At 68.0% G+C, this 24,117-nt stretch carries 19 protein-coding genes; 8 read left to right on the plus strand and 11 right to left on the minus strand.

The features are described 5' to 3' along the window. Positions 1 to 2 precede the first annotated feature (2 nt). Positions 3 to 977: a TRAP transporter substrate-binding protein gene (locus CAL25_RS07625; RefSeq protein ID WP_094799330.1), complete on the minus strand. Its 975-nt coding sequence runs from the start codon at positions 975 to 977 to the stop codon at positions 3 to 5. Between the two features lie 480 nt (positions 978 to 1,457). On the opposite strand from CAL25_RS07625, the gene CAL25_RS07630 reads away from it, so the two are divergent. Further along, entirely contained in the window at positions 1,458 to 1,985 is a 528-nt protein-coding gene (locus tag CAL25_RS07630) for a winged helix DNA-binding protein (RefSeq protein WP_094799331.1), read from the plus strand. A 73-nt stretch (positions 1,986 to 2,058) separates the two neighbouring features. Beyond that, entirely contained in the window at positions 2,059 to 5,691 is a 3,633-nt protein-coding gene (locus tag CAL25_RS07635) for a hydantoinase B/oxoprolinase family protein (protein WP_094799332.1), read from the plus strand. A gap of 48 nt (positions 5,692 to 5,739) precedes the next feature. Here the strand turns inward: CAL25_RS07635 and CAL25_RS07640 are convergent, their stop codons facing one another. Further along, entirely contained in the window at positions 5,740 to 6,759 is a 1,020-nt protein-coding gene (locus tag CAL25_RS07640) for a C45 family autoproteolytic acyltransferase/hydolase (protein ID WP_094799333.1), read from the minus strand. Positions 6,760 to 6,959: 200 nt separating this feature from the next. Here CAL25_RS07640 and glnH point away from each other — a divergent pair, with 200 nt between their 5' ends. The 3 genes from glnH to glnQ all read left to right on the plus strand — a co-directional run bounded on the left by glnH (position 6,960) and on the right by glnQ (position 9,174). Then, positions 6,960 to 7,709, plus strand: a complete 750-nt coding sequence (gene glnH, locus CAL25_RS07645) for a glutamine ABC transporter substrate-binding protein GlnH (RefSeq protein ID WP_094799334.1) — start codon at positions 6,960 to 6,962, stop codon at positions 7,707 to 7,709. Between the two features lie 83 nt (positions 7,710 to 7,792). Further along, complete coding sequence (gene glnP, locus CAL25_RS07650) at positions 7,793 to 8,449, plus strand: glutamine ABC transporter permease GlnP (RefSeq protein ID WP_094799335.1); 657 nt, start codon at positions 7,793 to 7,795, stop codon at positions 8,447 to 8,449. Next, positions 8,446 to 9,174, plus strand: coding sequence for a glutamine ABC transporter ATP-binding protein GlnQ (glnQ, locus tag CAL25_RS07655; protein ID WP_094799336.1), 729 nt, complete (start codon positions 8,446 to 8,448; stop codon positions 9,172 to 9,174). The genes glnP and glnQ overlap by 4 nt, the downstream gene beginning before the upstream one ends. A gap of 95 nt (positions 9,175 to 9,269) precedes the next feature. Here glnQ and CAL25_RS07660 read toward each other — a convergent pair whose 3' ends face one another. From CAL25_RS07660 to gmk, 3 genes are read right to left on the minus strand one after another with little or no spacing between them, the layout of a single operon-like run. After that, positions 9,270 to 11,558 carry a RelA/SpoT family protein gene (locus tag CAL25_RS07660; RefSeq protein ID WP_094799337.1) on the minus strand — a complete coding sequence of 763 codons (2,289 nt, stop codon included), beginning with the start codon at positions 11,556 to 11,558 and terminating at the stop codon, positions 9,270 to 9,272. A gap of 23 nt (positions 11,559 to 11,581) precedes the next feature. Further along, on the minus strand, positions 11,582 to 11,785 hold the full coding sequence (gene rpoZ / locus CAL25_RS07665) for a DNA-directed RNA polymerase subunit omega (protein ID WP_003811126.1): 204 nt from the start codon (positions 11,783 to 11,785) through the stop codon (positions 11,582 to 11,584). A gap of 39 nt (positions 11,786 to 11,824) precedes the next feature. Continuing rightward, positions 11,825 to 12,457: a guanylate kinase gene (gene gmk / locus CAL25_RS07670; protein WP_094799338.1), complete on the minus strand. Its 633-nt coding sequence runs from the start codon at positions 12,455 to 12,457 to the stop codon at positions 11,825 to 11,827. 189 nt (positions 12,458 to 12,646) lie between these two features. On the opposite strand from gmk, the gene CAL25_RS07675 reads away from it, so the two are divergent. Then, positions 12,647 to 13,432, plus strand: coding sequence for an SDR family oxidoreductase (locus CAL25_RS07675; protein WP_249278986.1), 786 nt, complete (start codon positions 12,647 to 12,649; stop codon positions 13,430 to 13,432). Positions 13,433 to 13,444: 12 nt separating this feature from the next. On the opposite strand, the gene CAL25_RS07680 is transcribed toward CAL25_RS07675, so the two are convergent. Then, entirely contained in the window at positions 13,445 to 14,824 is a 1,380-nt protein-coding gene (locus tag CAL25_RS07680) for a TULIP family P47-like protein (RefSeq protein WP_170948426.1), read from the minus strand. Between the two features lie 189 nt (positions 14,825 to 15,013). Between CAL25_RS07680 and CAL25_RS07685 the strand changes: the two genes are divergently transcribed. Next, positions 15,014 to 15,826, plus strand: a complete 813-nt coding sequence (locus CAL25_RS07685; RefSeq protein ID WP_094799340.1) for a response regulator transcription factor — start codon at positions 15,014 to 15,016, stop codon at positions 15,824 to 15,826. Further along, positions 15,819 to 18,533 (plus strand): hybrid sensor histidine kinase/response regulator, encoded by a 2,715-nt coding sequence (locus CAL25_RS07690; RefSeq protein ID WP_094799341.1) that lies wholly within the window; start codon positions 15,819 to 15,821, stop codon positions 18,531 to 18,533. The genes CAL25_RS07685 and CAL25_RS07690 overlap by 8 nt, the downstream gene beginning before the upstream one ends. A 34-nt stretch (positions 18,534 to 18,567) precedes the next feature. Here CAL25_RS07690 and CAL25_RS07695 read toward each other — a convergent pair whose 3' ends face one another. The 5 genes from CAL25_RS07695 to CAL25_RS07715 are packed head-to-tail and all read right to left on the minus strand — an operon-like array spanning position 18,568 to position 23,823. Beyond that, on the minus strand, positions 18,568 to 20,010 hold the full coding sequence (locus tag CAL25_RS07695; protein WP_094799342.1) for an efflux transporter outer membrane subunit: 1,443 nt from the start codon (positions 20,008 to 20,010) through the stop codon (positions 18,568 to 18,570). 40 nt (positions 20,011 to 20,050) lie between these two features. After that, complete coding sequence (locus CAL25_RS07700; RefSeq protein WP_094799343.1) at positions 20,051 to 20,992, minus strand: efflux RND transporter periplasmic adaptor subunit; 942 nt, start codon at positions 20,990 to 20,992, stop codon at positions 20,051 to 20,053. Positions 20,993 to 20,996: 4 nt separating this feature from the next. After that, entirely contained in the window at positions 20,997 to 21,209 is a 213-nt protein-coding gene (locus CAL25_RS07705; protein WP_094799344.1) for a DUF1656 domain-containing protein, read from the minus strand. Continuing rightward, on the minus strand, positions 21,206 to 23,353 hold the full coding sequence (locus CAL25_RS07710; protein ID WP_094799345.1) for an FUSC family protein: 2,148 nt from the start codon (positions 23,351 to 23,353) through the stop codon (positions 21,206 to 21,208). The genes CAL25_RS07705 and CAL25_RS07710 overlap by 4 nt, the downstream gene beginning before the upstream one ends. Then, positions 23,350 to 23,823 (minus strand): MarR family winged helix-turn-helix transcriptional regulator, encoded by a 474-nt coding sequence (locus tag CAL25_RS07715; RefSeq protein ID WP_094799346.1) that lies wholly within the window; start codon positions 23,821 to 23,823, stop codon positions 23,350 to 23,352. Before CAL25_RS07715 ends, CAL25_RS07710 begins: the two co-directional genes overlap by 4 nt. Positions 23,824 to 24,117: the final 294 nt, after the last annotated feature.

Here is a 24,117-nt window from a genome sequence, read left to right on the forward strand (position 1 = left end):
GTTTACTGCTTCTTGTAGGCCGCGATGATTTGTTCACCTTCGGAGCCGGCCTTCTTGAGCCAGTCGTCGAGCATGCGCTTGCCCACATCGGTCAGGCCCTGCTTGAGCTCGGCGGTGGGCTGGATGATTTCCATGCCGTTGGCCTTGAGCTGCTCCTTGTACCACTCGTTTTTCTCGCGCGAGATCTTCCAGCCGCGTTCTTCTGCCTGAGCGCCAGCCTTCTTCAAGGCTGCCTGCGTTGCCGGATCGAGGGCATCGAAAGCCTTCTTGTTGACCAGGATGGCATTCTTGGGCAGCCAGGCCTGGGTGTCGTAGAACTTCTTGATGTACTCGAAGGTCTTGGTGTCGTAGCCGGTCGAGCCCGACGACATGTACGAGTCGATCACGCCGGTGGCCATGGCTTGCGAGAGCTCGGCCTGTTGCACGGTGACCGGCTGGGCGCCCACGAGCTCGGCGATCTTGGCGGTCACCGGGCTGTACGCGCGCCACTTCAGACCCTTCATGTCGCTGGTCTGCTTGATGTCGCGGTTGGCGAAGATGCCCTGGGGCGGCCAGGCCACCGCGTACAGCAGCATCATGCCCTGCGATTCGAGCTTCTTCTCGAGGAAGGGCTTCTGGGCCTGATAGAGCTTGAACGAGGCGTCGTAACCCGTGGCCAGGAAGGGCAGGCCGTCGAGTTCGTAGATGGGGGCTTCGTTGGCGAAGTTGGTCAGCAGGATCTCGCCGATCTGGGCCTGGTTGCCCTGGACCGCGCGCTTGATCTCCGGCGCCTTGTAGAGCGACGCATTGTTGTGCAGCTGGATCTTGAGCTTGCCGCCCGACAGCTCATCGACTTCTTTGACGAACTGCGTCAGGTTTTCGACGTGCAGGTTGCTGGCCGGGTAGGCCGAGGGCAGATCCCATTTGGTCTGAGCGATGGCGCCGGCGGAAAAAGCCAGGCCGATGCTGCCGGCGAGCAATGCGATGCGTTTGAACATAGGGTGGATCCTTCGTGCTGAGACTAGAAGAACCGCTTGCGCGCGAGCCGGCGCGATGGCGGTTTGTTACCAGGAGAGGAGCCGGGCGCCGAACCTGCGCGCGCCGTCGAAAACGCTGCAATTCTATGTTGAGGCCGCGTGCGACAGCGCTGAAAAAACGCTGTTTTGCGGGTAAGTCCTAACGTTGCACGCGCATCGATGCTTCAGGCATCAACGTTCGATAACGATGCGCGAAATCGGGTGACCCGATGCGAATGGCCGTCCCGCGAACCGCACCGGCGTGCCGTCGCGAAGCACGTTGCCGGGCTCCCGTATGGCGCATTCCGCACCGCGACGGTGAAGAACCCGGTGCGCGCGCCTCGAACGACCGCGATCGAGGGAAAACCATGAGGCGTTTCCTGGTTTCTGAGTCGTTATTTTGTTGATGAAACGTTGATAAATTATTAGTATTTCGCCATTGAAGGATTGGCGACGCCAGTCATGCCTGGGAATCACAGCGTGAAAAGCAATCTGATCGCGTCTTCGGCGCACCTGGCCAGCGGGCGCGCGCCCGATCTCTCCGAGGTCGAGTTCGGCCTCATGATCGCGAGCCACGCGTTCGACCGCTGGACGGTGCGCTGCATGGCGGCGGCGGGCCTGCCCGATCTCACGCCGACCGACGTCATGGTCATGCACCACGTCTATCACCGCGAGCGTCCCAAAAAGCTCGCCGACATCTGCTTCACGCTCAACGTCGAAGACACGCACATCGTCAACTATGCGCTCAAGAAGCTAGAGCGGCAGGGCGTGGTGCGGGGCGAGCGCAGCGGCAAGGAAGTGTTCTACAGCGTCACGCCTGAAGGCGCGGCCTATATCGAGCGGTACGCGGCCATCCGCGAGCAATGCCTGATCGACGGCATGGAAGCCGGCGCGGGTGGCGGTCTGGAGTTCACGCGCCAGTTGGCCAATACGCTGCGCGCGCTGTCCGGCCTGTACGACCAGGCCGCGCGGTCGGCGACGTCGCTCTGAAGAATCCGTCGGCCGCCGCCGCGGCGGCCGCGCATGCAGCTGAGCTGCGCTATTCCTACATTCCGAGGGTGTTATGAAGTGGCAATTCTGGGTGGACCGTGGCGGTACGTTCACGGATATCGTGGCGCGTCGCCCCGATGGCAGCATGACGACGGCGAAGATGCTGTCGGAGAATCCCGAGCAGTATCGCGACGCGGCCGTCGCGGGCATCCGCAAGCTGCTGGGCATCGCGCCCGGCGAGCCCGTGCCCGCCGAGCAGGTCGAGTGCGTCAAGATGGGCACCACGGTGGCGACCAACGCGCTGCTGGAGCGCAAGGGCGAGCGCACCGTGCTGGTCACCACCCGCGGTTTCCGCGACGCATTGCGCATCGCCTATCAGAATCGCCCGCGTCTCTTCGAGCGTAACGTCCAGCTGCCCGAGCTGCTGTATGAGCGCGTGGTCGAGGCCGACGAGCGCGTGGGCGCCGACGGCGCGGTGGTCGCGCCGCTCGACGAGGCCGCGCTGCGCGCCGCCATGCAGGCCACGTACGACGAAGGCGTGCGCGCCATGGCCATCGTGTTCATGCACGCCTGGCAGTCGCCCGAGCACGAGCAGGCCGCCGCGGCGATCGCGCGCGAGATCGGCTTTACGCAGGTGTCTGTCTCGCACGAGGCGAGCCCGCTGATCAAGTTCGTGTCGCGCGGCGACACGACGGTCGTGGACGCCTATCTGTCGCCGATCCTCAAGCGCTACGTGGATCAGGTGGCGGGCGAGCTGCCCGGCATCCGCCTGATGTTCATGCAATCCAACGGCGGCCTGACCGACGCCCACCGCTTCCGCGGCAAGGACGCCATCCTGTCCGGCCCGGCGGGCGGCATCGTCGGCATGGTGCGCACCAGCGAACTGGCCGGCTTCGAGCGTGTGATCGGCTTCGACATGGGCGGCACCTCCACCGATGTGTCGCATTACGCCGGCGAGTTTGAGCGCGAGTTCGAAACCCAGGTGGCCGGCGTGCGCATGCGCGCGCCCATGATGAGCATCCACACGGTCGCGGCCGGTGGCGGTTCGATTCTGCACTTCGACGGCGCGCGTCTGCGCGTGGGGCCGGATTCGGCCGGCGCCAACCCCGGTCCGGCCTGCTACCGCCGCGGCGGTCCGCTGGCCGTCACCGACTGCAACGTGCTGCTCGGCAAGATCCAGCCCGACTACTTCCCGCGCGTGTTCGGCCCGGGCGCCGACGAAGCGCTCGATCGCGATGCGGTGGCGCGGCAGTTCGAGGCCATGGCCGTCGAAGTGCGCGAGGCCACCGGCCGCGACATGACGCCCGAGCAACTGGCGGAGGGCTTCCTGGAAATCGCGGTGGGCAACATGGCCGAGGCCATCAAGCGCATCTCGGTGCAGCGCGGCCACGACGTGACCGAATACGCGCTGACCACCTTCGGCGGCGCCGGCGGCCAGCATGCCTGCCTGGTGGCCGATGCCCTGGGCATGACCACCGTGTTCGCGCATCCGCTGGGCGGCGTGCTCTCCGCCTATGGCATGGGGCTGGCCGACCAGACCGACATGCGTCAGAAGACGGTCGAGAAGACGCTGTCGGCCGAGCTGCTCGATGAACTCGAGGCGGGCCTGCAGGAGCTGGCCGATCTGGCCGAGGGCGAACTGCGCCGCCAGCACGTGGCCGCGCAGGACATCCGCGTCGTGCGCCGTCTGCATGTGAAGTATCGCGGCACCGATACCGCGCTGGACGTCACGTTCGGCGCGCTCGACGAGATGCGTGCCGCGTTCGAGGCCGCGTATCGCCAGCGTTATTCGTTCCTGATGCCCGGCCGCGAGCTGGTGGTCGAGACCATCTCGGTCGAGGCCACGGGCGGCGGCGAGCAGGCCACCGAAGCGCCGGTCGAGCGCAGCCGCGCCACGCCGCTGTCGGCGCGCGGCCAGGTCCGCATGTACAGCGCGGGCGCCTGGCGCGACACGCCGCTGTATGTGCGCGAGGATCTGGTGCCCGGCGACACGATGCCCGGCCCGGCCATCATCTCCGAGCCCAATCAGACCACGGTGGTCGAGCCGGGCTGGCAGGCCGAAGTCACGGCGCTCGATCACCTCGTGCTCAAGCGGGTGGAAGAGCGCGTGCAGCGCCGCGCCGTCGGCACGCAGGCCGATCCGGTCATGCTCGAGGTGTTCAACAACCTCTTCATGTCGATCGCCGAGCAGATGGGCTATCGCCTGCAGAACACCGCGTACTCGGTCAACATCAAGGAACGCCTGGACTTCTCCTGCGCGATCTTCGACGCCGAGGGCAATCTGATCGCCAATGCGCCGCACATGCCCGTGCATCTGGGCTCGATGGGTGAGTCCATCAAGACGGTGATGAATGCCAATGCCGGCGCGATGCGACAGGGCGACGCCTATGTGGTGAACGATCCGTATCACGGCGGCACGCACCTGCCGGACGTCACGGTCATCACGCCGGTGTTCGACCGCGCGGGCGCAGAGATCCTGTTCTTCGTGGGCTCGCGCGGGCACCACGCGGATATCGGTGGCACGACGCCGGGATCCATGCCGCCCGATTCGCGCACGGTGGAAGACGAGGGCGTGCTGTTCACCAACTTCCAGCTGGTCAAGAACGGCGAGTTCCGCGATGCCGAGGCGCGCGCGATCCTGGCGTCCGGCCGCTGGCCCGCCCGCAACCCCGACCAGAACATCGCCGACCTGCACGCGCAGATCGCGGCCAACGAGAAGGGCGTGCAGGAGCTGCTGCGCATGTGCGACCACTTCGGTCTGGACGTGGTGCGCGCCTATATGGGCCATGTGCAGGACAACGCCGAGGAGGCGGTGCGCCGCGTGATCTCGGTGCTGAAGGACGGCCGCTACGAGTATCCGCTGGATAACGGCGCGGTGATCAAGGTGAGCGTCAAGGTCGACACCGCCGCTCGCACCGCCGTGGTCGACTTCACCGGCACCTCGCCGCAGCTCGAGAACAACTTCAATGCCCCGGGCGCGATCGCGGTGGCGGCGGTGTTGTATGTGTTCCGCACGCTCGTCGACGACGAGATTCCGCTCAACGCCGGCTGCCTCAAGCCGCTAGAGATCGTGATTCCGGCCGGCTCGATGCTGCGTCCCAACCCGCCGGCGTCGGTGGTGGCGGGCAACGTCGAGACCTCGATGTGCGTCGTCAATGCGCTGTACGGCGCGCTGGGCGTGCTGGCCGCCAGCCAGGGCACGATGAACAACTTCACGTTCGGCAATGCGCGCTACCAGTACTACGAGACCATCTCCGGCGGCACCGGCGCGGGTCCGGTGCGCATCGACGCGACGGGCGCCGATGACCCCGGCTTTGCCGGAACCTCGCTGGTGCAGGCGCACATGACGAACTCGCGTCTGACCGATCCCGAGGTGCTGGAGCTGCGGTTCCCGGTGCGTCTGGAGTCGTACGAGATCCGGCACGGCTCGGGCGGGCGCGGGCGTTATCCGGGCGGCGACGGCGGCATACGCCGGGTGCGCTTCCTGGAAGACATGACGGCCGCCATCCTGTCGAACAACCGCCGCTTCGCGCCGTTCGGCCTGGCAGGCGGCGAGTCCGCGCAGATGGGCCGCAACTACGTCGAGCGCGCCGACGGTTCCGTGCAGGAGCTCGGGCCGCAGGACAGCGCGCAGTTGAAGGCGGGCGACGTGTTCGTGGTCGAAACCCCGGGCGGCGGCGGCTTCGGTCGGCCGCGGGCCGCGTAGGCCGGGCCGGGCCGCGTAGGCCGCGTAGGCCGCGCAGGCCGCGTAGCCCTACAGCACGATCGTCTGCGCCGGCAGCGCCTGACGATCGTGCACCGCCAGCGTTACCTGGCCACCGTCCATGCGAAAGCAGGCGGTGGCCAGCGTGTTTTCGTCGTCCGGATCGTCGGGCGCGCGGCGCAAGATCGGCAACGGCCCGCTGTCATCGTGCAACAGCGCGATCAGATCGCTCGGCTGTGCCATGCCGCCCCAGACGTCCAGTGCGCGCTCGGCCTTGTCGTGGCGGGCGCGTGACGAGTCGCTCACCACCTGAGCCTGCCGGGTGCTGCCGGCGTGCACCAGATGATTGGTGTGAGCGTAGCCGCGCCCGATTTCCAGCACCGAGCATGCGGCGGGCGCCGCCTCCACGCTGTAGAGCCGCTGATCGTGCGCCGAGCCCAGCAGGTGATGAAAGCCGCCCGCGCGCGGCGCGTCGCGCAGCAGGGTCAGCGCGTCGGGCAGGGTGGCGCAGTCGAGCACGGCGCGCGCCAGCAGCATGCGCGGCACGCCGGCATGGCGCTGGCGGATGCGCAGATTGTTGATGGTCTGGACGAGCCCGGCCCGGTTGGCCGCGAAGGTGTGCCCCGGCAGCGAGCCGGGATAGTAGAAGCTGACGTAGCCCGGCGCGTCGTCGGGCTGCACATCGACCAGCTGGCAGCGGCCGTACAGCCAGGGATCGCCGTCCTCGTTATGCGCGATCCAGCGCACCCCGCCGGCGTCGCGCAGCGCGATCGACGTGCAGCCGTCGGTGGTCTTGTGCAGCAGGTCGCCCCGGCAGTGCCAGAGCAGCACGTCATCGAGCGGCAGGCGCAGGCCCTCGGCCAGCCCCTCGAGCTCTTCCCAGATCGCGGGCAGGCGCAGCCGCGCCGTGTCGGCCAGGCTTTCGAGATAGGAATGGCCGCGCCACGGGCGCAGCGCCTGCCAGGTACGGCTCTGGTCGAGATACGGTTCCATGATCGGGCGCGCGAGCTTGCCCAGCGCCGCGCCGATCTCACGGCGGGTACCACGGATGGAGACAGGCTTGAACGGCATGGCAGACCTCCGGGTTGTCGATTCATTGTAGGGGCGCCGGGCGGCGTGCGCGTTCGGCCTGAATATTCGTTACAGCATCGCAGGCGCGGCAAGCTGCGCTAAGATCTTCGAAGCCCCTCGGCCCCTGGCTGAACGAGGCGATGCAATCCAGGCGCCGCAGGCGCGGCGTCGCGGACATAACCAGAGTGAGGAGACTTTCCATGTTCAAGCGTAGTGTTGCTGCGTTGTTGCTGGGGTTGTCGACTTCGGTGGCGGGCGTCACGTCCACCCAGGCGCAGGGGCGTGAATTGGTGGTGGCCACCGACACCGCGTTCGTGCCGTTCGAGTTCAAGCAGGGAAGTACCTACACCGGCTTCGATATCGACCTCTGGGAAGCCATCGCCAAGGAGCTCAAGCTCAAGTACAAGCTGCAGCCGATGGACTTCAACGGCATCATCCCGGGCCTGCAAACCAAAAACATCGACGTGGCGCTGGCCGGCATCACGATCCGCGACGACCGCAAAAAGGTCATCGACTTCTCCGATCCCTACTACGAAAGCGGCCTGGCGATCCTCGTCAGCGAGAAAAACACCGATATCAAATCGGCCGCCGATCTGGCCGGCAAGTCGGTCGCCGTCAAGACCGGCACCGCCACGGTCGACTATCTGCGCGCGCAGGTCCCCAAGGCGCAGCTGCGTCTGTTCCCCAACATCGACAACGCCTACCTCGAGCTCGCCACGGGCCGGGTCGACGCCGCCGTGCACGACACGCCCAACGTGCAGTACTACGCCAACACCGCGGGCAAGGGCCGCGTCAAGGTCGCGGGCACCCTGAAGAGCGGCGATTTCTACGGCATCGCCTTCCCCAAGGGCAGTGCGCTCGTGCCGGAGGTCAACAAGGCCCTGGCCACGCTCAAGTCCAACGGCCAGTACGACGCGATCTACACGAAGTGGTTCGGCAAGAAGCCCTGAACGCAGCGCAACGGTACTGACGGCGCGTCCCGCCGGTCCATCGTGGGCCGGTCGGGGGCCGCCTTCGTTCGAAGGGGACGCTCGTGGAATTCGACTGGTCCGTTATCGAAAATGCCCTGCCCAGCCTGATCGAGGGCACGCGCATGACCGTGTACATCACCGCGCTGGGTCTGGTCGGGGGCGCGCTGCTGGGCGCCCTTACCGGCGTCGTGCGCGCCTACGGCAACAGGGTGCTGGGCCTGCTGGCGCTCACCTATGTCGCGGTGATCCGCGGCACGCCGATCGTCGTGCAGGTGATGTTCATCTATTTTGCGCTGCCGCTGATGTTCGACATCCGGGTCGACCCGGTGATGGCCGCGATTGCCACGCTCATGATCAACTCCGGCGCCTACATCGCCGAGATCGTGCGGGGCGCGCTGCTGTCGGTGCACAAGGGGCTGCGCGAGGCAGGGCAGGCCATGGGCCTGCCTTTCTACAAGATCCTGTTCTACATCATCGGACCCATCGCGTTCCGGCGCATGATCCCGCCGCTCGGCAATCAATGCATCATCAGCCTGAAAGACTCTTCGCTCTTCATCGTGATCGGCGTGGCCGAGCTCACGCGCCAGGGGCAGGAGATCATGGCCAGCAACTTCCGCGCGGTCGAGATCTGGTCGGCGGTGGCCATCATCTATCTGATCCTGACCGGCATGATGGCACTGGGCCTGCGGCTGCTCGAAACCAGGATGCGCATACTATGAGCATGGTCGAGTTCGACAACGTCATCAAGCGCTTCGGCGAGACCACGGTGCTCGACGGGATCTCGCTCGCGATCGACGCGGGCGAGGTCGTGGTGGTGGTCGGGCCCTCGGGGTCGGGCAAGTCCACCTTCCTGCGCTGCATCAATGTGCTGGAGACCATCGACGACGGCGATCTGCGCGTCGACGGCCTCAGCGTGCGGGGCTCGGCGCGCGAGGTGCGCGAGATCCGGCGCGAGGCCGGCATGGTGTTTCAGCAGTTCAATCTGTTCCCGCAAATGACCGCCTTGCAGAACGTGATGTTCGGGCCGGTGCACACGCGCGACATGAGCCGCGACGAAGCGCACGAGCTGGCTCTGGATCTGCTGGCCAAGGTCGGGCTGTCAGAGCGGGCGGGGCACTATCCCGCGGAGCTCTCGGGCGGACAGCAGCAGCGCGTGGCGATCGCCCGGGCGCTGGCGATCCGGCCCAAGCTGATGTTGTTCGACGAGCCCACGTCGGCGCTGGACCCCGAGCTGCGGCACGAAGTGCTCAAGGTGATGCGTGACCTGGCCGAAGAGGGCATGACCATGATCGTGGTCACGCACGAAATGGAATTCGCGCGCAAGGTCGGCAGCAGGCTGCTGTTCATCGATGGCGGCAGGATCGCGCACGACGGCGCGCCGGCCGCGCTGTTGAGCGACCCGCCGAGCCAGCGGCTGCGGGACTTTCTGCAGCACGTGAGCTGAGCGAAACGCGCGCGTTGCGGACGGCCAGTCGCGGACGGCCAGTCGTGGACGGCGAGCTGAGGGCGCGTGCGAAACGCGCGAGCGGGGCGACCCGCTCAGCCCTTCACGCGCACGATCTTCTGTACCTGGGGTACGTGGCGGATGGCGCGGATGACCTGGGCCAGGTGCTTGCGGCTGTCGACCTGCACCGTGAGGTGCAGCGAGACCGTGGATACCGCATCGTCGTGCATCGTGACGTGCACGATGTTGGCGTCGGCCGCGGTGACCTCGGCGGCCAGACGGCCGAGCACGCCGCGCTCGTTGCGCGTGACGATGTCCAGGCGCGTGGCCAGGTGCTTGGCGGTGTGGCTGTCCCACGCCACCGTGACCCAGCGCTCGGGCTCGCGGGCGCGCTGGCGCGCCGCCACGGGGCAGTCGTCGATATGCACGACCAGGCCGTGGCCCAGACGCATGCCGGCAATGATGGGATCGCCGGGCAGCGGGCCGCAGCACGGAGCGAGCTGCACGGCCTGGCCCTCGTTGCCCTGGATCAGGATGGGCGCGCTGCGGGCCGAGGTGATTTCGTCGACGGCCGCGGCAGTGGTGGCCACCAGCGCGTGCTCCGGCGCGAAGCGGCGCGCCACGACGGCGGCGAGACGCTTGCCCAGGCCGATGTCGGCCAGGATCTCGTCGCGCGACGAGGCACCGCTGCTGCGGGCCAGCTTTTCCCACATCGGATCGTCGGCGGGCGCGAGCGGCAGATGCAGCTCCTGCAGGGCCTGCGTGAGCAGGCGTTCGCCGAACGCGACCGATTCTTCGTATTTGACCGTGCGCAGGTAATGCCGGATCTCGGAGCGGGCGCGGCCGGTGCGCACGTAGTTGAGCCACTGCGCGTTGGGGCGCGAGGCGGGCGAGGTGATGATCTCGACCGCGTCGCCGCTGTTGAGTTCGGTGCGCAGCGGCACGAACTCGTTGTTGATCTTGGCCGCGACGGCCTGGTTGCCGATGTCGGTGTGGATGGCGTAGGCGAAATCGACCGGCGTGGCTCCGCGCGGCAGCGAGATGATCTTGCCGCGCGGCGTGAAGACATACACCGCGTCCGGGAACAGGTCGACCTTGACGTGCTCGAGGAACTCGCCCGAATCGCCGGTCTGGCTCTGGATGTCGAGCAGCGACTGCAGCCATTGGTGCGTGCGCTTCTGCAGCTCGTTGAGCGTGAGGTCGGCTTCTTTGTAGAGCCAGTGCGAGGCCACGCCTTCTTCGGCGATGTGATGCATGTCGCGCGTGCGGAACTGGAATTCCACCGGCGTGCCATACGGGCCGACCAGCGTCGTGTGCAGCGACTGGTAGCCGTTCACCTTGGGGATGGCGATGTAGTCCTTGAACTTGCCCGGCACCGGCCGGTAAAGCTGATGCAGCGTGCCCAGCGCGAGGTAGCACTCGGGCAGCGTGTGCACGATGACGCGGAACCCGTAGATGTCCAGGACCTCGGAGAAGGTCTTTTTCTGGTCGGCCATCTTGCGATAGATGCCGAACAGCGTTTTTTCGCGGCCCGTGACCTCGGCCTCGATGCCGGCGGCGGGCAGGGCGGCGCGCACGGCGTCCTCGATCTTGCTGATCACTTCGCGGCGGTTGCCGCGCGCGGCCAGCACGGCCTTGTACAGCACCTGATAGCGATTCGGATACATCGCCGCGAAGCACAGATCCTGCAGTTCGCGGAACAGCAGGTTCAGGCCGAGGCGGTGCGCGATGGGCGCGTAGATCTCGAGCGTCTCGCGCGCGATGCGGCGGCGCTTCTCGGGATTGACCGCGTCCAGCGTGCGCATGTTGTGCAGGCGGTCGGCCAGCTTGATGAGGATGACGCGCACGTCGCGCGCCATCGCCAGCAGCATCTTGCGAAAGCTCTCGGCCTGCTGCTCGGCCTTGGTGGCGAAATCGAGACGGTCGAGCTTGGACAAACCATCGACCAGTTCGGCCACCTCGGGGCTGAAGCGCTCGGCCAGCTCCTGCTTGGTGACGCCCTGGTCTTCGATCACGTCGTGCATGAGGGCGGCCGACAGCGCATTGGCGTCGAGTTTCCAGCCCGCACAGATCTCGGTGACGGCGATCGGATGGGAGATGTAGGGGGCGCCGCTGGCGCGGAACTGGCCCAGGTGGGCCTGATCGGCGAAGCGATACGCCTCGCGCACCCGTTCGACCTCTTTGGGATCGAGGTAGGTGCTGATGATCTCGGTGAGGGGAGCGAGCGAGGCGACCGGCAGCGCGGCCGCCTGTGCGGCCTCTTCAGCCGCCTGCGCCTGGGGCAGGGCCGCGTTTTTCTTCGGGCTGCGCCGGCCCAGTCGAGAGCCGGCGCGCAGCGCCGCGAGCAGTCCTGAAGATGCGTACTTCAGTCCGGGAAAAGCCATGCCTGCCGCCTCCCCGGCCGTGATCAGGTCGGGACTTTACGCAGCATTTCCAGGCCGGTGAGGCCGGAAGCGATTTCGCGCAGCGCGGTCACCGTGGGCTTGTCCTTGCTGTCCAGGCGCGGGGCGTGGCCCTGAGCCAGCTCGCGGGCGCGGTACGTGGCGGCCAGCGTGAGCTTGAAACGATTGGGGATCTGATTCAGACAGTCTTCGACAGTGATACGGGCCATGGAGAAATACCTGATGCTGACGGGTGATAGGGGATCGCTTCAGTGTGCGGCCGGGATGCCGAGTTGTGCGAACAACTGGGAATTTCGGACAGCCTGAGACGAAAAACGTAGCCGTGCGGCGCTGACGATCTGGTTCAGCTCCGCGAGGGCTACGCTAAATTCTTGATTAATAATAACATATTCGCATTCCGGCGCGTGGGCGATTTCGCCCCCCGCCGCCAGCAGGCGGCGCGCGATCACTTGCGGGGCATCCTGGCCGCGCGCCTTCAGGCGCGACTCGAGCTCTTCAATCGAGGGCGGCAGGATGAAAATCCCGATCGCGTCGGGGTAACGCTGGCGCACCTGGCGCGCACCCTGCCAGTCGATCTCGAGCAGGACATCCTGGCCGGCCTTGGTGGCGGCGTCGATCCGGTCGCGCGGCGTGCCATAAAAGTTGCCATGCACCTCGGCCCATTCGAGCAACTGCTGGCCTTCGCGCATCTCATTGAACGCCTCGGGCGTAACGAAACGATATTCGCGGCCATCCTCTTCACCCGGACGCGGCGCGCGCGTGGTGCAGGAAATCGACAGCACGATGGACGGGTCGCGGTCGAGCAGAGCGCGGACCAGGCTGGATTTGCCGGCGCCACTGGGGGCGACGACCATGAAAACATTGCCGGAGTGAGCGGACATGGAGCGGAAAACACACGGAACGAGAGGCGAAGCATAGCAAATCGGCACGGATCGCGGCGCGCCGGCCCCGTGCGGAAGGCTACGCGAAGGTGTTGCAAGGCTGGAGCAAAATCGTCACCGGCGCTTGCAATGCACCCGCGACCTTTGGGGTAGGATGGCGCGGTTACAAATCTACCGCTGGAGCGATCCGTGAATTCCCAAACGTCTGAAACGCCCGAGATCCCGGTTGCCCGGGTCGCCCTGGTCACTGGCGCGGGGACCGGCATCGGCCGCGCCGTCGCGCTCGAGTTCCTGGCCCAGGGATATCGGGTCGTGCTCGCCGGACGGCGCCGCGAGCCGCTGGACCAGACCCGCATCGCGGCGGGCGAAGATGGCGTGCGGGCGCTGGTGGTGCCCACCGACGTGACGCGCGAAGAATCCGTGCGCGAGCTGTTCGAAACGACGCAGCGCGAGTATGGCCGCCTGGACGTGCTGTTCAACAATGCCGGGCGCGGCGCGCCGGCGGTGCCGATCGAGGATCTGCCGATCGAGACCTGGCGCGAGGTGGTCGATACCAATCTGAACGGCATGTTCTTCTGCGCCCAGGCCGCGATCCGGCTGATGAAGGCCCAGAATCCGCGCGGCGGACGCATCATCAACAACGGCTCGATCTCGGCGCATGCGCCGCGGCCGTATTCGATCGCCTATACCGCCACCAAGCATGCCGTGACCGGCCTCACCAAGTCGATTTCGCTCGACTGCCGTCAGTACGACATCGCCTGCGGTCAGATCGATATCGGCAATGCCGCCACCGACATGACCGAGCGCATGGCCAAAGGGGTACTCCAGGCCAACGGCACGACCTCTGTCGAACCGCGCATGGACGTGGCGCACGTGGCGCACGCCGTGGTGGCCATGGCCAAGCTGCCGCTCGACGCCAATGTTCAGTTCATGACCATCATGGCGACCAACATGCCGTTCGTCGGCCGCGGCTGAGCCAGGCCGCGGTCAGGCCTGGGGCCAGGGCGTGCCGGAAAAGCGCAGGCTCTCGGCCAGGTCGACCGACTTCAGCGCAAACGATGCGCTGCCATCCCAGGCGAACGGGCGGCTCGCATCGCACGCGAGCGGCTCGGCCGGCAGGCCCCACGGCCCGCCACAGGATGGGTCGGCGGGCTCGGCGTCTGCATGCGGCGGCAGGCCGCCCGTCAGGGCCGCAAGCGCCAGGCCGCCCAGCATGACGGGGCCGTTCACCAGCAGCGACACGACGCCGGCCATGGCCGGCTGCCAGGCGGGGGGCGGGGATGTCCGGCTCGGCGCGTCGGCGTGCATCGTGCTCCACGGATGCACTTCGGCCTCACCCTCCTGAACGAACGCAATGCGACGCCGGCCCTCGGCGTCGGTCTGCATGCGCAGCACCTGGCGGCTCAGCACGCGCCGATGTTCGGTGACGACGCCGTCGCTCAACGAGGTTTCGCTCTCGCAGACGAATTGATTGCCCGTGAAAGACAGGGTGAGCGAGTGCAGGGTGGGGGCGGCGGGCAAGCCGTCGTCCTGATCGACGCCGAGCGGACGCGGCGCCTTGAGCTGCAGCATCGGGAAGTCGCCCACGAACTCGAAGTCTTCGCGCTGCGTGCCCGGATAGGCAAGGGCCAGCGCAGGCAGGATCAATCTGTCCAGCAGCAGGTGCGGCGAGATCAGCATGGCCGCCGGCTGCTTGTCGGCGATCACGCTGGCCATCACCTGCTGCTTGAGGTGTCCGCCCGGGCGGCCGTTGGTCATGGCCAGAATGGCGAGCACGCCGTCGCCGCGCGCCGGCCGGTCGGCATAGGCGTAGCTGATGGTGGTGGGCTTGAGCCAGGCGTGCGGCGCGTCGGTGCGCGGCGGATCGAGCGCGATGGTGGCGAGCGCATGTCGGAAGGCCCCGGCATGGGTGGCGATCCAGTCGTGCAACGAGGATTCGACCATGGAACGCCCCATCAGCCCGCACAGCGCGCCGAGGTCCGTGCATTCGATATGGAAGGCGGCTTTGTCGTCGTCGCGATCGCTCCGGATCCGCAACGTGTGACCTTCAGCCTCGGCCACGTAGGCCAGGCTGACCGACACCGTGACCGAGCCATAAAAAGTCTGGATGCGGTCGGCGTGCCGCATGCTGGCATGCAGGATGGGAATCTGCAGGAAGATCCGATCCGCCCCGCCGCCGGGCACGATCTGCCATGCGCCCAGCGTGCCCTCGACGGAAATTTCTTCACCGTAGGCCGAGGAAAATTGCCGCGGCGCAGGTTGCCCGGCCGCGATGCGCGCGTTCAGATGCGAGATCTCGACGGCGTATACCAGGTCCCAGCCCAGGGTCGGGACGCCCCGGCGGGGCGCTTGAAGAAGTGAACTCATGCTTGTGTGCCAACTGCGCTGGAGCCCCCGTTGGTGGGGCGCTGTAACAAACGTTATCATCGCCAGATAGCGTTTTGATCTTCGAGGTTTGCTGGAATGCAGGACAGGTTTGCCGCAAGGAAAAATATTCGTGCGGCGGCAGGAGAGATGTCTGTCGCAGTGCGTCCGGCCGCGGGCCGCCGTGGAAGAATGCGCGGCATGAATGACGCCCCCGATCCGCTGGCACCCGGCCAGCTTGCCGGCTTGCGCGTGCTCGTCGTCGAGGATCGCCCCGAAGACCGCATGCTGCTGGTGGACTTCCTGACCAGCCAGGATTGCCGGGTCTATGTGGCCGAAGACGGCAACGACGGCTATCGGAAGGCGCTGCTGGTGCAGCCCGACATCATCCTGATGGATGTCACGATGCCGGTCTGCGATGGCGTCGCGGCCTGCCGCCTGTTGAAGGCCGACCGGGCCACGCACGGCATCCCGATCATCTTCCTGACGGCGGCGGTGTTGCCCAACGAGCGCGTGGCGGGCCTGTCGGCCGGCGCGGTCGATTACGTGACCAAGCCGTTCGACTTCGAAGAGGTGCGCCTGCGCCTCCTGATTCATCTGCGGGTGGCGCCGGCGGCGCCGCCCGAGCCGCGCCCGGAAGAGGGCATGTCGGCGGCCGCCGCCGGCGCCTCGCTCGACGGCGTGCTGTTTCGGGCCGCGCGCAAGCTGCTGCGCGAGCGGCTGGACCAGACGCCGGAGTTGATGCCGCTGGCGCAGGCGCTGGGCACCAACGCACGGCGCCTGAACCAGGCGTTCCGCCGCTGCGCGGGCACCACCGTGTTCGAGTTTTTGCGTGAAGAGCGCATGCGCGAAGCGCGCCGCCTGTTGTGCGAGACCGGCCTGGATATTCAGGCGATCTCGCAGGCGGTGGGCTACGGCAACCGCGGCAATTTCTCCACGGCGTTTCGCGAGCGTTTCGGTATGCCGCCGACGGCGTTGCGCCAGGAGTCGGATCCGCATGCTTGACCGCCACAGCGCGTGGCCGCGGTCGCTGGTCTCTGTTCTCGTTCTTCTGCTCTTGCTGTCCGGGTTCTTCATGCCCGCGCGCGGCCAGCCGCCGCAAGCCGTGGTGGATCTGAGCGCGCTCAGCGGCAGCCTGCGCCTGGAGGGCGTGCTGCGTGGCGTGGAGGATCGCGCCGGCCGGCAGGAAGCCGCCGACATGCTGCACGCTGCCTGGCAACCCGTGAGCGCGGCCTGGCTGAATCGCGGCTACTCGGCCTCGGCATTCTGGCTGCGCCTCGAAGTGAACAATTCCACGCCGGACATCCAGGAGCGCTGGCTGTCGCTGGGCGTGCCGCGGCTGGAAGACGTCCGTTTCTACCTGTTCGACGACGACACACAGCGCCCCTTCAAGACCTTGCTCGCCGGCAACCGCGAGCCCCTGTCGCTGCGCGAAGTGCCCGCCACCGTGTCGGTCCTGCCCTTGCTGCTGGCGCCGGGTGAGCGGATGACGGTGCTGGTCCGGGTGCAGAGCCGCTCGGCGATCAACATGGAACCCGTGCTCTGGACGCCCGCGGCCTTCGTGGGCGTGGAGCAGCGCGGCACGCTGGTGATGGCGCTGTTGATCGGCGCGCTGGCGATGGTGTGCCTCTACACGGCCTTGCTGGGGGTGTCGCAGCGCGATCCGGTGTTCCTGCTGCTGGCCGTGGCCATTCTCGCCGAGATCCTCTACAGCCTGGCGTTTCATGGTCTGCTGTATCGCTACGTGCTGACCGACGGCGGCGAATGGGTGCTGCGTGCCCCGACGGTGCTCGCGACGCTGGCCACGACACTCTTCGGCTACATGGCCATGCGCTTCGCGGATCTGCAGCGCGTGCGGCTGTGGCGCTGGGTGTATCACGCGCTCACCGTCTGCGGTGCGATCGGCTGCGTGTGGGCCGCGCTGGGCGATTACCGCGTGAGCGCACAGGCGATGATCGGGTTGGTGCTGCTGTGGGCCCTGGTCTGGCTGGTGTCGATGGTGGATGGATGGCGCCGGGGTCATGCCAATGCGCGCGTGTTTCTGCTGTCGTTCGCGGTCTATCTGGTGTGCCTGGTGCTGCGGCTGGCCTTTATCCACGGGCTGCTGCCGGGCAGTTGGGGCGGCGGGCCCGAGATTGCGTGGGACCTGATGGCGATCTCGTTGATGTTGGGCGTGCTGTTGCACGGCCGGGCGCGGCAGCAGCGCCAGGAACGGCTGGCGGCCCAGGAGGCCCTGACCCGGGCGCGCGAACGCGAACACCAGCGGCTCGATCAGGCGGTGACCGAGCGCACGCAGGCCCTGCAGGCCGCGCTCATTCGCGCCGACGAGGCAGGGCGGGTGCGCCAGGACTTCCTGGCCCGCATCAGCCACGACCTGCGCACGCCGCTCACGTCCATCATCGGCTTCGCGGATCTGATCCAGGCCGGCGGGCGCGACGACGCGCCGCGCGGCACGATCATTCGACGCAGCGCCGACCATATGCTGGGCATGGTCAACGACCTGATCGATTACGCGGCGGGGGCGGGCGGCCAGGCGCTGCGGCTTTCGCCCGAATACGTGCACGCGCTGCTGGACGTGATTGCGAAGGAGGCCGGCCCGATCGCGGCGCGCAACGGCAATCGCTTCGTGCTGCGCGTGTCGGCCGAGGTGCCGACCGTGCTGGATCTCGACGGCAGGCGCGTGCGGCAGGTGCTGTCCAATCTGATCGACAACGCCGCCAAGTTCACGCAGCACGGTGTCCTGACGCTGACCGCGGACTACCGCGAGGAGGACGGTGCCGCGGCATCGGCGACGGACGCCGTTTCAGGGCATCTCGTGCTCTCGGTGCGCGATACCGGAAGCGGCATCGCGCCGGAAGACCTGCAGCGCATTTTCGAGCCGTTCCAGCGGCTTGCGGCGGCGGACAGCCAGCCCGGCGTGGGCCTGGGCCTGGCCATCGTGCAGCACTGGACCGAGCGCATGGATGGCCACGTTCGCGTCGATAGCAGGGTGGGCGAGGGCACCACCGTGCACGTGACCCTGCCGGTGCGGGTGCTGGACGAGTCCCGGGTGTCGCATCACTACCTCGCGACGGCGGCGCACGCGCTGCCGGCGCTCGAGGGGCAGGGCAAGCAACTGTGGCTGGCCGAAGATACGCCGGAAATCCGCGAGTTCCTGGTCGAGGAGCTGACCAGCCTGGGCTTCGCGGTCGAGAGCGAGGCCGATGGGCTCGGCATGCTGGCGCGCATTCGGCGCGCGGATGCGCCACGGCCGGACCTGATCCTCACGGACCACCGCATGGAAGGTGCCGACGGTGCGGCGGTGCTGGCGGCCGCGCGCGCACGCTGGCCCGAGGTGCCGGTGGTCGCGGTGTCGGCCACGCCGCACGACACGCGCTCGGGCGGCGGTGCGGGTTACGACGCGAGCCTGCTCAAGCCCATCAGCCTGGTGGAACTGAGGCACGTGCTGGCCAGGTTGTTGCGGCTGTCGGTGAACGAGGTGGCGGCACCCGCGCCCGTGTCGGCGTCCGCGCCGCGACTGTCCGCCGACGATCTGCGACAGCTGCACGCGCTGCTCGACAGCGGCGCCATCTCCGACCTGATGGACTGGGCGCGCGCGCTGCGGGCGCGCGATCCCTCACTCGACGCATTGGGCGAGCAGATCCGCGGGCTCGCCCGTCTGGGCGATCTCGGCGCGATCCGTGCGCTGTGCGAGCGCCCGGATTCCGCCTGAACCGCGCGCGGACGAGCGCTCTGCCGGCGCCTGCTCAGCGCAGCGCGGCAGGCGCGCCGGCGTCTTCCCAGCCACCGCCGAGCGCCAGGAACAGCGCCACCTGATCCGACGAGAGCTGCGCCTGCGAGGCGGCCAGCGCGCTTTCGTTGGCAGCCAGCGTGCGTTCGGCGTCGAGCACCGTGAGGTAGTCGGTCTTGCCCAGCGTGAACAGCTGGCGCGCCTGCTGCGCCGCGAGGCGGCTCTGGTCGCGTGCCGCGCTCAGTGCGGCGTCGCGATCGAGCTGACGCGCATAGCTCACCAGCGCGCTCTCGGTTTCGCGCAGGGCGTTGAGTACCGTGCCGTCGAAGCGCGCGAGCGCGGCCTTGGTCGAGGCCTGGGCCTCGGCGATGCGGGCCTGCGCGGCGCCGGTGTTGGGCAGCGTCCAGCTGATCAGCGGCCCGACGCTCCAGCTGAACGTGCCTCGGTCGCCCAGCATGCTGGCCGGTCCGCCCGAGGCGCCGGACAGGCCGAGCGAAATTTTCGGATAGAGGTCGGCCGTGGCCACGCCGATGCGCGCCGTGGCCGCGGCCAGCGTGCGTTCGGCCTGACGGACGTCGGGCCGGCGCCGCAGCAGGGCCGCGCCGTCGCCCACCGGGATCGTCTGCGTCAGGCGCGGGGGCTGCGCGCATTGCAGCAGCGTCGTGGGCAACTCGGCCGGCGCCCGGCCGGTGAGGGCGGCGAGACGGTACAGCGCGATGCGCTGCTGGGCCTGGAAAGGCGGCAGATTGGCCTGCAGTTGTTCGAGCTGACCGCGGGCGCGCGAGACATCGAGGGCGGTGCCGCGCCCCGCCTGCTGCAGCCGCTCGACCGCCTGCAACGAATCGCGTTGCACCTTGACCGACTGCCGCGCGGAGGCGAGCTGCATGCCGGCCGCACACATATCGGCGTAGGCACGGGTGGTCTCGGCGACCAGCGTGACGCGGGCACTGTCGTAGGCGGCCTGCGCGGCGGCCTCGTCGCCCTGCGCGGCTTCGATCGCGCGCCGGATCTGGCCGAACAGATCGACCTGATAGGCGATGCTGACGCCGCTCGAATACGACCATCGGTCTTGCGGGCGGGTGTCGGGCTGCAGTTGCTGGATGCCGGAGCCATGACCGAAGGTCGGCGAGGCGTTGACGCCCAACGTGGGCTCCTGGCCCGCCTGCGTCTCGCGCGTGACGGCCTGCGCGCGCTCGAGATTGGCGGCCGCCACGCGCAGATCGGTGTTCGCGGCGAGCGCCTGTTCGACCAGCCCGTCGAGCGTGGGATCCTGATAGAGGCGCCACCAGTGCGCCGGCAGCGGCGCCTGGCTGACCATCGCCTCGGCCTGCGTGAACGGCCCCTGGGCCGCGTCGCGCTTTACCACGGCCTCGGCGGGCACGTGATAGTCGGGACCGACGGCGGCGCAGCCGGCCAGCGCGAGCGCGAACGCAAGCGGCAGGAGTAGGCGGGTTTTCATGGCAAGACTTCTGTAGGCAAACGATGAATGAAAAGTGCGATCAGCCCGCGCGACCGGACGGCGGCGTGCTGGCCGCCGGGGCGGCCGCGGTAGCCGCGGCAGGCGTGGCGTTGTCGATGGCGACCGTGGCCGTCTGACCGGCGACCAGCCGCACGCCGTCGGGAATGCTGTCGATCTTGACGCGCACCGGGATGCGCTGCGCGAGCCGCACCCAATTGAACGTCGGGTTCACATTGGGGAGCAGGTTGGCGCTGGTGCTGCGGTCCCGATCGGCGATGCCCATGGCGATGCTTTCGACATGGCCGCGGATCTGGCGGTCGTCGCCCATCAGCGTGACGAGCGCGGCATCGCCTTCTTTGATGCGCACCAGCTTGGTCTCTTCGAAGTAGCCCTCGATGTAGAACGAATGGGCATCGACCAGGGCCATGACGGGATGACCGGCGGTGGCATAGGCGCCCACGCGCAGATCGAGGTTGGTGACGCGGCCGTCGACCGCCGCGATCACGCGGCTGCGTTCGAGATTGAGCTTGGCCACGTCGAGCTGGACCTTGGCCTGCGCGAGCGCGGCGTCGGTCTGCTGCAGACGGGTCTGGCTCTGTTCGACCGTCTCGGCCGACACGAGCTGCCCGAGCGAACGATTGCGTTTGACGTCGCGCGCGGCCTGATCGTGGGCGACCTGCTGGGCGCGCACGGCGGCGTCGGCCTGGTCGAGCGCCAGCGCGAATCGGGCGCGGTCGATCTCGAACAGCACGTCGCCGGCCTTGACGTCCTGGTTGTCGTGCACCGGCACCTGGGTGACGAGGCCGGACACGTCGGGTGCGACCTGCACCACGTTGGCCTTGACGCGGCCATCGCGGGTCCAGGGTTCGACTTCGTAGTGCACCCAGAGCTGCCAGCCGGCGTACGCGGCGGCGGCCACGACGAGCGCCGTCACGGCATAACGGCCGAGCGCAGCGGGGCGAAGCATGGTTGGGAGTTTCATACTGCTATCTCTGGAAAAAATAAGGGGAAATCAGGCTGGCGCCATACAGCAGCACCACGAACAGCGCCAGATCGAACAGCGCGGGGTGCCACACGAGGCGGTAGAAGCCGACCCGTGCCAGCACGCGCCGCGTCATCCACGCCACGGCCAGGGTGGGCACGGCCAGCACCAGCAGCCACGGAAAGAAGACGCCGTAGAAATTGAATTCGCCGATCATGATGCATACCCTGCGGAATCAAGACGCCGCGGACGATAGTCTTCGGCATCGGGGAAAAGGGCGCGCCGGATACCCACCAGCGCCACCACGGCGCGCTCGCGGGGGCCGCCCGTGCGGGGTCCGCCCGTGCGGGGGCCGCCCATGCGGGGTCCGCACGTGCGCGGCGCGTCCGTACCGCGGGCGTCCGCACGCGGGCCCTCGGTGTGGTTCGCGCTGGCGCACACGCTGGCCAGTGCCTGATCGATGCGATCGAGCAGCTCGGGCGTGCGCGTGCCGCGCCGGCCCGCGTTGCGCTCGCGAAAGAAATTGCCCAGGCCATCGAGCACGGGCTGGATCGCCACGTCGGCGACCGGCAGATGGCGGCGCGCGCGCTGCAATTCGGCGATGTCCTTGCCCACCCGCAGATCCTTCAGGGCGTCGTCGGCCAACTGATCGTCGGCGCGTTTGCTCAGGGCCAGGCGCGGCTGCAGCAGACCGATGCGATCGAGCATGCGGCTCGCGTAGGCCTGGCGTCCCGGCACGCGGCGATTGCCGGCCAGTGCGATCAGCTCGCGCCAATTGGCGGCCTGGATGCGGCGCGCGCTGGCTTCGACGCTCACGCTGCGGAACAGCGCGGCGATCAGGGCGGCCACGGCGACGCCGATGCATTGGGCGACCACCGTGTCGAGGAAGGACACGAGATCGGCCGTGTTGGTGTCGTGCAGCGCGAGCGTGCCGGTCAGGCCGAAGAACACCGCCATCGCCTTACCCGTGCTGGCCGGCCGCATGATGTACACGCCCGTCACGAACGCCACCGGAAACAGCGTCAGGGCCAGCATTTCGAACGAATGCACGGCGGGCATGATGCCGAGCAGGTACAGCGCCGACAGCGGGACCGAATAGATCGTGTAGGTCAGGAACTGCATGATGCCGGGCACGGGGTTGTCCTGCGCGGCGAAGAAGCAGCTGAAGATCGCGGCCATCATGGCGGCGGTCGCGCCGTTGGTCCAGGCCGTGCCGATCCAGAACAGGCAGCAGATCGAGATCGCGACGCCGGCCGCGAGCGCCGAGAGCAGCGCCATGCCGTGATCCCGATGCAGGGCCTGGCCGCGGGTGAGGCGGCGGGGCCGCGCCGACAGATGCGGCACGCCGTGCAGGCCGTCGCGGATGTCCAGGCGCAGCGCCAGGCACGCATCGTAGGTGTCGACCAGCTCGCGCAGCCGTACGAGCAGGCTGGTGAGCAGCGCGTCCTGCCAGCTGGCCTGCGCATCGAGCGTGGGCTCGAGACGGGTGAGGGCGGCGCGCAGCTTCACCGCCTGATCGCGCGTGACGGTGCGGGAGCCGTCCATCCAAACGGAAATATCGTCGAGCACCTGCGCCACCGGCGCGGGCAGCTCGTGACCCGCGGCGCAGAGCGCCTGGAGCCGGTCTTCGACGGCGGACACGGCCGGCGTGAGCGCGGCGATGTGATCCTGCATGGCGCGCAGCGCGTCGGCCGTCCAGCGGATGTTGCCGTTGTCGAACGGCACATGGGTGGAGAGCAGGCGCAGCTGCGTGATGTCGTTGGCCAGCACGCGGCGGTCGCGCGCATGGCGGGCCTCGTCGCGGCGATTGAGCACGTCCTGAATCCAGCTGCGGGCATCGCGCACCGTGGCGTCGAGCCGACCCATGAGCGGCGCGGCGATGCCGCGCGGCAGGATCAGGCTGTGGGCGAGCGTGGCGCAGAGGATGCCGAGGCTGATCTCCTCGACGCGGGCCAGCGCGGTGTCGAACACGGTGGACGGGTCGGTCACGCTGGGAAAGCCGATCATGGCGGCCGTGTAGCCGGCCAGCATGAAGAGATACGAGCGCGGCGTGCGGTCGAGCACCGCGATATAGAGGCAGGTGCCCACCCACAGCACCATCACCAGCGTCATCAGCACGGGATAGTTGGCGAGCCGCGGCACGCAATACACCGTCATGGCCGAACCGAAGAAGGTGCCGCCCAGGCGGTACACCGCCTTCGAGCGCACGGCGCCCGACCAGGGCTGCGACACCACGTAGGCGGTGGTGACCGCCCAGAAGGGGCGCGGCAATCCGATGGTGTACGAAACATAAAGCGCCAACATGGCGCCCAGGTAACACTTGATCGAAAAGAGCGATTCCTCGGCGGTGGGCAGCTTCATGGCCGGTAGTCCTCCATGGAGGCGGCCGACTGGCGGCCCAGCGCGGTCTTGAGGGTGTCGAACACGCGCAGGCAGACCTCGAGATCGGCTTCGCTCACGCCATCGAACAGCTGCCGGCGCAACTGAATGAGCACGCCCTCGATGCGCTCGCGCAGCACCTGGCCGGCATCGGTCAGGTGGATCGTCTTGGCGCGGCGGTCCTGGGCGTCTTCGCGGCGCTCGATCATGCCGGCGGCGACGAGCTGATCCAGCACGCGCACCAGCGACGGCCCCTCGACGCCGAGCGCCTCGGCCAGCACGCCCTGGCGCACGCCATCGCCGAGCCGTCCGGTGAGGATCACCGGCCAGGCGGTGGCCTGCGACATGCCGAAGTCGGCCAGTGCCTTGTCGGCCGCGCCGCGATAGGCGCGCGAGAGCACCATGAGGTTGGCGGTCATGGCCATGAGGCGGGCGTCGGAAGGCGTGTTCATGGAGTGCATTGTATCCTATTTAGTAGGAAGCTAATAAATAGGAAATCGCAATAATTCTGATCGATTGTGCCTAATGGTGAGCAGGCGTCCCGCCTCACCAAAAAGGGGGCGGATTGACCGGGGTCGGGCAGGGAGGCGGGGAATTGGTGGCGCCGAAGGCGGCGGTCAGGGGAGCAACGAGGGAGTGCCGGCGGCCAGGGCGGCGGCGGGCACGAAGGCAGCGGGCAGGGCGGCAGCGGGGGCAGAGCGAGCGGCGGGCAGGGCGAGCGGCGGGCGCGCCGGCCGGCGCGCCCG

It is taken from the genome of Bordetella genomosp. 5 (assembly GCF_002261315.1).
Classification (GTDB): Bacteria; Pseudomonadota; Gammaproteobacteria; order Burkholderiales; family Burkholderiaceae_B; genus Bordetella.